Source organism: Streptomyces sp. DI166 (assembly GCF_900091315.1).
Classification (GTDB): domain Bacteria; phylum Actinomycetota; class Actinomycetes; order Streptomycetales; family Streptomycetaceae; genus Streptomyces; species Streptomyces fuscus.
Map to the genome: position 1 here is coordinate 64,750 of NZ_FLSP01000003.1, position 10,995 is coordinate 75,744.

Annotated in this window: 13 protein-coding genes; 11 read left to right on the top strand and 2 right to left on the bottom strand. The window is 69.6% G+C overall.

Translation table 11 applies throughout. From position 1 onward, the window contains the following. Positions 1 to 103: 103 nt before the first annotated feature. Entirely contained in the window at positions 104 to 427 is a 324-nt protein-coding gene (locus GA0115233_RS02420) for an SCO0607 family lipoprotein (protein WP_093718356.1), read from the top strand. A 76-nt stretch (positions 428 to 503) separates the two neighbouring features. On the opposite strand, the gene GA0115233_RS02425 is transcribed toward GA0115233_RS02420, so the two are convergent. Then, entirely contained in the window at positions 504 to 809 is a 306-nt protein-coding gene (locus GA0115233_RS02425) for a PLD nuclease N-terminal domain-containing protein (protein ID WP_093718357.1), read from the bottom strand. Between the two features lie 87 nt (positions 810 to 896). Between GA0115233_RS02425 and GA0115233_RS02430 the strand changes: the two genes are divergently transcribed. The 9 genes from GA0115233_RS02430 (at position 897) to GA0115233_RS02470 (ending at position 7,995) form a co-directional block, all read left to right on the top strand. Continuing rightward, the gene (locus GA0115233_RS02430; RefSeq protein WP_093718358.1) at positions 897 to 2,348 is read left to right on the top strand and encodes a menaquinone biosynthesis decarboxylase; all 1,452 of its coding nucleotides are present in this window, start codon (positions 897 to 899) and stop codon (positions 2,346 to 2,348) included. After that, complete coding sequence (gene mqnP, locus GA0115233_RS02435) at positions 2,345 to 3,247, top strand: menaquinone biosynthesis prenyltransferase MqnP (RefSeq protein WP_093718359.1); 903 nt, start codon at positions 2,345 to 2,347, stop codon at positions 3,245 to 3,247. The genes GA0115233_RS02430 and mqnP overlap by 4 nt, the downstream gene beginning before the upstream one ends. Before the next feature lie 52 nt (positions 3,248 to 3,299). Then, the gene (locus tag GA0115233_RS02440) at positions 3,300 to 3,947 is read left to right on the top strand and encodes a UbiX family flavin prenyltransferase (RefSeq protein WP_093718360.1); all 648 of its coding nucleotides are present in this window, start codon (positions 3,300 to 3,302) and stop codon (positions 3,945 to 3,947) included. Positions 3,948 to 4,020: 73 nt separating this feature from the next. After that, positions 4,021 to 4,476, top strand: a complete 456-nt coding sequence (locus GA0115233_RS02445; protein ID WP_093718361.1) for an Lrp/AsnC family transcriptional regulator — start codon at positions 4,021 to 4,023, stop codon at positions 4,474 to 4,476. Between the two features lie 38 nt (positions 4,477 to 4,514). Next, positions 4,515 to 5,678: an aminofutalosine synthase MqnE gene (mqnE, locus tag GA0115233_RS02450; protein WP_093718464.1), complete on the top strand. Its 1,164-nt coding sequence runs from the start codon at positions 4,515 to 4,517 to the stop codon at positions 5,676 to 5,678. Positions 5,679 to 5,721: 43 nt separating this feature from the next. After that, complete coding sequence (locus GA0115233_RS02455; RefSeq protein ID WP_093718362.1) at positions 5,722 to 6,360, top strand: UdgX family uracil-DNA binding protein; 639 nt, start codon at positions 5,722 to 5,724, stop codon at positions 6,358 to 6,360. Between the two features lie 16 nt (positions 6,361 to 6,376). Then, positions 6,377 to 6,901, top strand: coding sequence for a GNAT family N-acetyltransferase (locus GA0115233_RS02460; protein ID WP_093718363.1), 525 nt, complete (start codon positions 6,377 to 6,379; stop codon positions 6,899 to 6,901). 86 nt (positions 6,902 to 6,987) lie between these two features. Beyond that, complete coding sequence (locus tag GA0115233_RS02465) at positions 6,988 to 7,287, top strand: DUF4229 domain-containing protein (protein WP_093718364.1); 300 nt, start codon at positions 6,988 to 6,990, stop codon at positions 7,285 to 7,287. Positions 7,288 to 7,314: 27 nt separating this feature from the next. Beyond that, the gene (locus GA0115233_RS02470; RefSeq protein WP_093718365.1) at positions 7,315 to 7,995 is read left to right on the top strand and encodes a TetR/AcrR family transcriptional regulator; all 681 of its coding nucleotides are present in this window, start codon (positions 7,315 to 7,317) and stop codon (positions 7,993 to 7,995) included. Here GA0115233_RS02470 and GA0115233_RS02475 read toward each other — a convergent pair. Next, positions 7,988 to 8,830 (bottom strand): MaoC family dehydratase, encoded by an 843-nt coding sequence (locus GA0115233_RS02475; protein ID WP_255310026.1) that lies wholly within the window; start codon positions 8,828 to 8,830, stop codon positions 7,988 to 7,990. The two genes, GA0115233_RS02470 and GA0115233_RS02475, sit on opposite strands and share 8 nt — an antisense overlap. Positions 8,831 to 9,065: 235 nt before the next feature. Between GA0115233_RS02475 and GA0115233_RS02480 the strand changes: the two genes are divergently transcribed. Further along, positions 9,066 to 10,994 (top strand): AMP-dependent synthetase/ligase, encoded by a 1,929-nt coding sequence (locus GA0115233_RS02480; protein WP_093718367.1) that lies wholly within the window; start codon positions 9,066 to 9,068, stop codon positions 10,992 to 10,994. Position 10,995: the final 1 nt, after the last annotated feature.

Consider the following 10,995-nt stretch of genomic DNA (forward strand, 5'->3'; position numbering starts at 1 on the left):
TAGTGCGCACGCCGTTCTGAGTACGCGTGCTCAGGCCGCGAGTGGCCCGCGCCGGAAGAGTGGGGGTCACCGGATCGACAGCACTCACAGGAGACAGCCGACCATGACCAGGTCCCGCCGCGTCCAGACCCTCGCCGCCGCCCTCGCCGCCGCGGCGGCGCTGACCCTCACCGGATGCTCCGGGCTGGAGTTCCGGGAGAGCATCTGCTCCGACGGCTACTACCCCGTCCAGCCGGTGAACAGTGCCGGCGGCGACTGCCGCAAGGACGGGGAGGAGCCCGGCGAGGGCAATTTCCGGTACCCGGAGGGGAAGGTCCCCCAGTACGTCGACGACAAGTGGGACGTCTACTGGCGTAGCCACAGCATGGACGAGCACGGCAACATCATCGAGCTCGACGAGGAGGGCAACCCCGTCAAGAAGCCCTGACCAACCTCCGCACCCCGCCGGGGCGGGAAGCTGCCGCCCGAGCTCGAAGAACTGCGGTCCGGGACGGACTGAGCCGTCAGGACTCGTCCCGTTCGTCCTTCTTCTCGTCGTCCAGGGACTTCAGGAACTCCGGGTTGTCGTCCGGCGCCACCCAGCGCCGGTCGCGGTTGGAGCGCACTCCGGACCAGCCCTCGGCGGCCGGGCTGCGCTTCTTGCCCGCGATCAGCCAGGAGATGGAGCCGACCATCGGGAACAGCAGCACGAGGATCGCCCACAGCGGCTTCGGCATGTGCCGGACGTCCTCGTCCTGCGTGCTGATGCAGTCGATGAAGGCGTAGATGCTGAGCGCCAGCGGTACTAGGAACATCAGCACCCGGAGCATGGGGGCCTCCCGCGAGATGGTCGTGGGGGATGCGATCGAAGCCCCCAGGTACAAGGCCAGGGTAGCCGCTCGGGGATACTTGACCGCATGGCTTACGACGATCTTCGTTCCCTGCTCAGGGCACTGGAACGCGAAGGCGACCTCAAGCGCGTCAAAGCGGAGGTCGATCCGTATCTGGAGGTCGGGGAGATCGTCGACCGGGTGCAGAAGGCGGGTGGCCCGGCACTGCTCTTCGAGAACGTGAAGGGCTCCTCGATGCCCCTCGCGATGAATGTCTTCGGCACCGACCGGCGGCTGCTGAAGGCGCTCGGCCTGAAGTCGTACGCCGAGATCAGCGACAAGATCGGCGGACTGCTCAGGCCCGAGCTGCCGCACGGCTTCGTGGGCGTCCGGGAGGCCTTCGGCAAGCTCGGCGCGATGGCCCACGTACCGCCGAGGAAGGTCAAGGACGCGCCGGTGCAGGAGGTGGTGCTGCACGGCGACGACGTCGACCTGGAGCAGCTCCCGGCCCTGTTCACCTGGCCCAAGGACGGCGGTTCCTTCTTCAACCTGGGGCTCACCCACACCAAGGACCCGGAGTCCGGCGTCCGCAACCTCGGTCTGTACCGGCTGCAGCGCCACGACAAGCGCACCATCGGCATGCACTGGCAGATCCACAAGGACAGCCGCAACCACTACCAGGTCGCCGCGCGGCGCGGTGAGCGGCTGCCGGTCGCCATCGCCTTCGGCTGCCCGCCCGCCGTCACCTACGCCTCCACCGCGCCGCTGCCCGGCGACATCGACGAGTACCTGTTCGCCGGGTTCCTGGCGGGCAAGCGGATCGAGATGGTCGACTGCAAGACCGTGCCGCTCCAGGTCCCGGCGCAGGCCGAGGTCGTCATCGAGGGCTGGCTGGAGCCGGGCGAGATGCTCCCGGAGGGCCCCTTCGGCGACCACACCGGCTTCTACACCCCGCAGGAGCCGTTCCCGGCGCTGAAGATCGACTGTCTGACCATGCGGAAGAGGCCGCTGCTCCAGTCGATCGTGGTGGGCAGGCCGCCCACGGAGGACGGGCCGCTGGGCCGCGCCACCGAGCGCTTCTTCCTTCCCCTGCTGAAGATCATCGTGCCGGACATCGTGGACTACCACCTGCCCGAGGCGGGCGGCTTCCACAACTGCGCGATCGTCTCGATCGACAAGAAGTACCCGAAGCACGCGCAGAAGGTGATGCACGCGATCTGGGGGGCCCACATGATGTCCCTGACCAAGCTGATCGTGGTCGTCGACTCCGACTGCGACGTCCACGACCTGCACGAGGTCGCCTGGCGCGCGCTCGGCAACACCGACTACGCCCGCGACCTCTCGGTCGTCGAGGGCCCCGTCGACCATCTCGACCACGCCTCCTACCAGCAGTTCTGGGGCGGCAAGGCGGGCATCGACGCCACGAAGAAGTGGCCCGAGGAGGGCTACACCCGTGACGGAGGGTGGCCGGACATGGTGGAGTCGGACCCGCGGACCGCGGCGAAAGTGGACCGCCGCTGGAAGGAGTACGGCCTGTGAGCTCGGCTTCCGCCGCCCTCCCGCAGCCGGGACGCACCAAGGCCTTCCTGCGCCTGGTGATGATCGAGCACTCGATCTTCGCGCTGCCCTTCGCCTACATCGCCGCCCTCACCGCGATGTACGAGTGGGACCGCAACATCCACTGGGGCCGGCTGCTGCTGGTGACGGTCTGCATGGTCGGCCTGCGCACCTTCGCCATGGCGGTCAACCGGATCATCGACCGCGAGATCGACGCGCGGAACCCCCGGACGGCGCATCGCGAACTGGTGACCGGCGCGGTCTCGGTGAAGCACGCCTGGACCGGCGCCCTGATCGCGCTCGTGGTCTTCCTCGGCTCGGCGGCCCTGCTGAACCCGCTGTGCCTGGCGCTCGCGCCGGTCGCGGTGGTGCCGATGGTGGTCTATCCGTACGGCAAGCGGTTCACCAACTTCCCGCAGGCCATCCTGGGCCTGGCCCAGGCGATGGGCCCGGTCGGCGGCTGGCTGGCGATCACCGGTGAGTGGTCCTGGGACGCGGTGATCCTGGGGCTGGCGGTGGGCATCTGGATCGGCGGCTTCGATCTGATCTACGCCTGCCAGGACGTGGAGACGGACCGCGAGATCGGCGTGATGTCGGTCCCGGCCCGCTTCGGCATCCCCGCGGCGATCTGGTCGGCCCGGGTCTGCCACGTGATCGTGATGGCCCTGTTCGTCTGGTACGCCGTCGTCACCGACGCGGGCTTCTTCTTCTGGCTCGGACTGATGATCGTCGCCGGTGCTTTCGTATACGAACACAACATCGTGCGCCCCCACGACCTCTCCCGCCTGAACAGGGCGTTCTTCAGCGTCAACGGCTTCATCGGCATCGCGCTCTTCGTCTGTGCCCTGCTGGATCTGCTGGTACGGGGGCTGACCGTCTGACCGTCGCGTCCACCGGTACGCTCAAGATGTGAACGCAGGAGAAACGCAGCGCGTGCCTTGGATCGTGGGGGTGTCCGGAGCTTCCGGGACGCCGTACGCGGCGGCGGTGCTGCGGGCGTTGCTGGCGGCCGGGGAGAGCGTCGATCTGGTGGTCAGCCGGGCCTCGCGGCTCACCCTGCTCGACGAGACCGGGATCGCCTTCCGGGACTCGCAGTGGGAGGGCGACCTGCGGGAATGGCTGTCCCGGGGCGCGGACGGCAAGCCGGACACCTTCGACGTGGACATCAGCGGGGTACGGCACTGGAGCGCCGGGGATCTCGCGGCCGGGCCGTCGTCCGGGTCGTACGCCACCAAGGGCATGCTGATCGTGCCCGCCTCCACCGCGGCCGTCGCCGGGGTCGCCCTCGGGCTGTCCAAGGACCTGCTGCAGCGGGCCGCGAGTGTGACCCTGAAAGAGGGACGCAAACTGGTCGTCGCCGTTCGGGAGACCCCCTTGAACGGTCAGACGCTGCGGCACCTCGTCACCCTCGACGATCTGGGCGCCACCGTCGTACCCGCCTCGCCCGCCTTCTACGCGGGCGCCACCCACATCCAGGACCTGGTGGACTTCGTCGCCGGACGCGTACTCGACGTGGCGGGCGTCGAGCACCGGCTCTACCGCCGCTGGAAGGGCGATCTCGGCGGCGCGCGCACGACCTGAGCAGCACGCAGCATCAGCGGTATCCAGTACTTCAGGAACTCAGCGACTTTTTCAGCGGAAGGCTTCGAATCGCATGGACGCGGTGGACAGGCAGCTCATCCAGGCCCTGAGGGAGAACGGCCGGGCCTCCTACGCGGAGCTGGGGCGCCTCGTCGGCCTGTCGGGACCCAGTGTCACCGACCGCATCAACCGGTTGGAGGCGGCCGGTGTCATCACCGGTTACCGCGCCACCGTGGACGCGGCCTCGCTCGGGCTCGGGGTCACCGCCCTGATCGGTATCTCGCTCTCGGACGCGGCCGACCACGAGGACGTGGCGCGGCGGATGAAGGACTTCAGCGAGATCGAGGACTGCTGGTTCATCGCCGGCGACGACTCCTTCATGCTCAAGGTGCGGGCCTCCGACGTGGACGGTCTGGAGCGGATCATCCGGCGGCTGAGCGGGACCAAGGGCGTCTCCCGGACCCGTACCACGATCGTGCTCTCCACCAAGTGGGAGAACCGGGTCGGGGCGCTGCCCGAGGAGGTCTAGGGATACGGTTGGCGGTGCTGTCGGAGAAAGGTGTGGGCATGGACGTCGGGCTCAAGCGCGAGCTGGAGCAGAAGGTCATGGCCGGTGAGCGGCTGACCCGTGAGGACGGCATCGCGCTGTACGAGTCGGACGATCTGGCATGGCTCGGCGGCCTGGCGCACGAGGTGCGCACGCGCAAGAACGGTGACGTCGTCCACTTCAACGTCAACCGGCACCTCAACATGACCAACGTGTGCACGGCGTCCTGTGCGTACTGCTCCTTCCAGCGCAAGCCGGGGGAGAAGGACGCGTACACGATGCGCATCGAGGAGGCGGTGAAGCTCGCCAAGGCGATGGAGTCGGAGAACCTGACCGAGCTGCACATCGTCAACGGGCTGCACCCGAACCTGCCGTGGCGCTACTACCCGCGGTCGCTGCGCGAGCTGAAGACGGCGCTGCCGAACGTGTCGCTGAAGGCGTTCACGGCGACGGAGATCCACCACTTCGAGACGATCTCCGGTCTTTCCGCCTCCGAGATCCTCGACGAGCTGATCGACGCGGGTCTTGAGTCCCTGACGGGCGGCGGCGCGGAGATCTTCGACTGGGAGGTCCGCCAGCACATCGTGGACCACCGCACGCACTGGGAGGACTGGTCCCGGATCCACCGCCTGGCGCACGAGAAGGGCCTCAAGACGCCCTGCACGATGCTCTACGGCCACATCGAGGAGCCGCGCCACCGCGTCGACCACGTCCTGCGCCTGCGCGAGCTCCAGGACGAGACGAACGGCTTCCAGGTCTTCATCCCGCTGCGCTACCAGCACGACTTCGTGGACGTGAAGGACGGCAAGGTCCGCAACCGGCTCCAGGCGCGGACGAAGATGGCGACGGGGGCGGAGGCGCTGAAGACCTTCGCGGTCTCCCGGCTGCTCTTCGACAACGTCCAGCACGTCAAGGTCTTCTGGGTCATGCACGGCGTCCAGACCGCCCAGCTCGCCCTCCAGCACGGCGCCGACGACATGGACGGTTCGGTGGTCGAGTACAAGATCACCCACGACGCGGACAACTTCGGCACGCCGAACAAACTGACCCGCGAGGACCTCCTGGACCTCATCCGCGACGCCGGCTTCCGCCCGGTGGAGCGCAACACGCGCTACGAAGTCATCCGCGAGTACGAGGGCCCGGACCCGACGCGCCGCGAGTCCCCGCAGCCGATGCGCGTCTGAGGCCGGCGCGAGTCCGCGCCGCCCTCGTGGGTACCCGGCCCGTATGCCTCCCGAGGACGTGTACGGCGCGGAACCCTTCCTTCCGTCGCGCGGTGGTCTTCCCGCTCTTCGGCGTGCCGCCGCGGGCTGTCGTGGCTGTCCGCTGTACCGGGACGCCACCCAGACGGTCTTCGGGGCGGGAAGCGGCGACGCTCGCGTCATGTTCGTCGGGGAGCAGCCCGGGGACCAGGAGGACCGCCAGGGCAAACCCTTCGTCGGCCCCGCGGGAAGGTTGCTGGACCGCGCACTCGCGGACGCCGGTATCGACCCCTCCGACGCCTACGTCACCAATGCCGTCAAGCACTTCAAGTTCACCCGCGCCGAGCCGAGGAAGCGGCGTATCCACAAGGCGCCCAGCCTTCGGGAGATGACGGCGTGCGGCCCCTGGCTGGCTGCCGAGCTGGCCCTGGTCGAGCCGGAGTTGATCGTCCTGCTCGGCGCGACCGCGGGGAAGGCCCTGCTCGGATCGGGGTTCAAGGTCACGCAGGTGCGCGGGACCGTGCTGGAGGAGGAGATCCACGGGAGGCCGGAGCGTCTGCTGCCCACCGTCCACCCCTCTTCCGTGCTGCGGGCGGACGACCGGGACGCGGCGTATCAAGGGCTGGTCACCGATCTGGAAGTAGCGGCTCGCATCCTCAAGTAATGTCTACTATGTCCGCGTGACCCTTACCTTCACTCTCGATCCCGTCGTGGACCCCGCCCTGCGTGACGGCATTCTCGATCTGTGGGCGGACGTGTCCAATGCCGGAGGGTCCGTCGGGTTCGTGCCGCCCGTGACGCGGGAGGCGATACGGCCCGAGCTGGTCAAGCACTTCGCGGCGATGACCGAGGGGCGGACGCGGCTGTTGGTCGGACACGACGCGGACGGGCGCGTCGCCGCCACCGCCTTCTTCACCTTCAACACGCACCGGCTCATGACCCACTGGGTGTGGCTGTACACCGTGATGGTGCATCCCCGGCACCAGGGCAAGGGATACGGGCGGGATCTCCTCGCCGCCGCCGAGGACGCGGCCCGTGGCTTCGACGGGATCCGGGCGATACGGCTCACCTGCCGCGGCGGAGAGGGCCTGGAGCGGTTCTACGGGTCCTGCGGCTACAAGGAGGTCGGCCGGATCCCCGGCGCCATCCGCGTCGCCGACGACGACTTCCGGGACGACGTGATCCTGCTGCTGCCGCTGGACTGAGGCAGGCCCGGACCCGGCCCCAAGATCCACCCACCGGCATGCTTCACTGGATGTCGTCCCTTTTGGATTCGGAAGACTGGATTGAGATGCTCCGCTACACGCTGATGCGCCTCGGGATCTTCGTGGGCTGCCTCGTGGTCGTCTGGGGCCTCGTCTACTCCGGTCTCGCCCCGCGCGGTCTCGGCGACTCCAACGGCATGTGGATCATTCTGCTCGCCCTGCTGATCTCCGCCCCGATCAGCTTCGTCGCGCTGCGCAAGGAGCGGGACCGCGCCTCGGCCCAGATCGTCACGAAGGTCGACAGGATGAAGGCCAACCTGGAGGCCAACCGCAGCCAGGAGGACCTCGCCGACGACGCGGCCCGCGCCCAGGGGCAGACCTCCTGACCCGGTTCCCGCTCTAGTCTTGCCCCCATGGGTGCAGTCAAGACGAAGCGGATGCCGCGCGCCGTCCGTGAACAGCAGATGCTGGACGCCGCCGTGCGGATCTTCGGGCGCCGCGGGTACATGGCCGCCTCGATGGACGAGATCGCCGAAGTCGCCGGTGTCTCCAAGCCGTTGGTCTATCTGTACCTGAACTCCAAGGAAGACCTCTTCACCGCCTGCATCCGCCGCGAGGCCCACGCGCTCACCGCCGCCGTACGGGCCGGCGTCGAGCCGCACGCGCCCGCCGACCGCCAACTCTGGGACGGTCTGCGGGCGTTCTTCACGCACACCGCGCAACACCCGGACGGCTGGGCCGTACTGCACCTCCAGGCCCGCACCCACGGGGACGTGTTCGCCGCCGAGGTGACCGCGATGCGCGAGGAGATCGTGGCCTTCGTCACCCAGCTGATCCTCGCCGCCGCCCGCGCCGCCCTCCCCCACCCTCGACTTCGCTCGTGCGGGGGGACCCCCATCGACCCCGACCTGCCGGAGACCGAGGTCGCCGGGCTCGCCGAGGCCCTCGTCGGCGCCGCCGAGTCGCTCGCCGACTGGGCCAACGCCACCCCCGGCGTCACCGCCCGCCAGGCCGCCGCCACCTTGATGAACTTCGCCTGGGCCGGACTCGGCAACCTGATGGACGGCCGCCCGTGGAGCCCGCCCGTCAGCTGACCCTCCCGAGCACGTGCAGGCGTCCGGTCTCACCGCGCAGCTCGAACCGCCCCGGCTCCGAGCCGTACCGCACCACGCCCGGTAGCCCCACCGGCGCCCGGAACTCCGCCGTGACGTGCGCGACCGCGGGCGCCCCGTACGCGGCCAGGCAGCGGGCCACCGTCCACATGCCGTGGGCGATGGCGCGCGGGAAGCCGAACGGGCGGGCGGTGAGCGGGTGGAGGTGGATGGGGTTGCGGTCCCCGGACACGGCCGCGTACCGCCGCCCCACGTCCCCGCCCAGCCGCCACTCGGCGACGACGGGAAGGGGCACCCCGGGCACCCGTTCCTCGCGCACCGAGGTCCCGTCGCCGCCCTCCTGCGTCCGGTGCCGCGCCAGATAGGTACTGCGCGACTCCCACACCGCCTTCCCGCCCGAACCCCTCAGCTCGGTCACCAGCGTGGCCTGTGTGCCGCGCCGGTGCGGCGCCAACCCCTGGACGTACACGGCGATTTCGTACGAGTCGTGTACGGCGAGCCGTTCCCGCGCCGTGATCTCGATCGAGGTATGGACCAGCCCCAGCAGCGGCAGCGGAAAGTCCCGTCCGCTCATCAGCCGCATGGCCAGCGGGAAGCCCAGGACGTGCGGATAGGTGAGGGGGAGCGCGTCCTCGCCGGTCGCGACGCCGCAGACCCGTTCATAGGCCGCGAGGCGGGACAAGTCGACCCGCAGGCCGGGCAGGACGAGAGGTGTGCGCGGGAACTCCGCCTCGGGGCGCGGGCGCTTGAACGGAGAAAGCACCGCGCCACGGGCGAACGCCGGCGCGAGCGCGGGCGTATGAGTAAGGACGGTCACACACACCTCCGGGGCTTCTGACTCCGGAGTAAGGTTACCGGAGGTAATGCTTCGTGTGCTGCGCGAACATGAGCAACCCTCGGGTTACCCCCGAGGCTGCACAGCCCCACCCCCCAGCCCTCCCCGAACACGCACAGCCCCCACACGTCCGCCTCGTACGATCCCTGTCTAACCGGCGGTAACCCCATGTCCGCGCCAGGGGAGCCGTCCGCGAACGCCGTGCCAGGAGCCGCCCGTGTCCACGCCACTGCCCTCTTTCGCCGCGTCCGCGGCCTTCGACGACGCTCCCGCGCCCACGCTCGTACAGCCCGAGACGCGGAAGCTGGACGGAGTCGTCCGCGAGGCGTACGTACCGCCCTTCGCCCCGCCCGTCACCCGCGGGTCGCTCGCCGACCTGCCGTTCGACAACGCTCTCGCGGTACCGGACAAGGTGGTGCTCAGCCGCCGTACCCAGGAGGGGAGTTGGACGGACGTCACGGCGGCCGAATTCGCCGGGCAGGTGCAGGCCGTGGCGAAGGGACTGATCGCCGAGGGGCTGATGCCGGGTGACCGGCTCGCCGTGATGGCCCGGACGACGTACGAGTGGACGCTGCTCGACTTCGCGGCCTGGGCCGCGGGCCTGGTGACCGTCCCCGTCTACCCGACCTCCTCCGTCTTCCAGACCCGCTGGATCCTCCAGGACTCCGGCGCGGTCGCCCTGGTCACCGAGTCGGTCGCCCAGGCCGCGGCCCTCGGCCCGGAACTGGAGCACATCCCCGACCTGCGGCACCTGTGGGTCATGGAGAAAGGGCACGTCGACCGGCTCGCGGAGGCGGGCGCGGCCGTGCCAGACCAGGAGGTGGAGGTCCGCCGGGGCATGCTCGGCCCGTCCATGCTCGCGACGCTGATCTACACCTCGGGCACGACCGGCCGCCCCAAGGGCTGCGCGCTGACCCACGGCAACTTCTTCGCCGAGGTCGACAACGCCATCGAACTCCTCTACCCCGTCTTCAAGTCGAGGTCCAAGGACGAGCCCTCGGTGCTGCTGTTCCTGCCGATGTCGCATGTCTTCGGCAGGATGGTGGCGGTGGCCTGCGTCCGCGCCCGTGTCCGCCTGGGCCACGCGCCGAGCCTCCAGGCGGAAGACCTCCTCTCGGACCTCTCCGCCTTCCGCCCGACCTGCCTGCTGGCCATCCCGTACATGCTGGAGAAGGTCTACAACTCCGCCCGCGCCAAGGCGGAGGAGGGCGGACGGGCCGCCCTCTTCGACCGCGCCGCCACCATCGCCGGCCGCTACGGCGAGGCCAAGGAGGCCAAGCAGCACGGCACCGGGTCCGGACCGGGCCGAGCCCTGAGCATGGCCCGCACCTTCTACGACCCCCTGGTCTACCGCCGCCTGCGCAACGCCCTCGGCGGCAGGGTCCGTTACCTGATCTGCGGTGGCTCCCCGCTGGGCCGCCGCCTGTCCGCGTTCTACGCGGGCGCGGGCATCGAGATCTACGAGGGCTACGGCCTGACGGAGACCACGGCGGCGGCGACGGTGACCCCACCCCTCAAACCCCGCCTGGGCACGGTGGGTTGGCCCCTGCCGGGCACGCGGGTCCGTATCGCAGCCGATGGCGAGATCCTGATCGCGGGCGAACAGGTCCTGCACGGCTACTGGGACCCGGCGGCCGGAGGAGTGGTCCCGGCGACCACGGACGGCTGGCTGGCCACGGGCGACATAGGCGAGCTGGACGACGAGGGCTACCTGACCATCACCGGCCGCAAGAAGGAGCTGCTGATCACGGCGGGCGGCAAGAGCGTGGCCCCGGCCCCGCTGGAGAACTGGCTCCGCCAGCACCCCCTGATCTCCCAGGTGATGCTGGTGGGCGACCGCCGCCCCTACGTTGCCGCCCTCATCACCCTCGACCTGGACGGCATCACCCACTGGCGCCGCATGAACGGCCGCCACCCCGTCCCAGCCGAACTCCTGGTCCAGGACGAGGAGTTGCACGCCATCCTGCAACGCGCGATCGACGAGGCCAACCGCCTGGTCTCCCGCCCGGAATCCATCCGCCGCTTCACAATCCTCCCCACGGACTTCACGGAGACGGCGGGCCACCTGACCCCCTCGATGAAACTCCGCCGGGAGACGATCATGAAGGACTTCGCGTACGAGATCGAGGAGCTGTACGAGCGCTGAT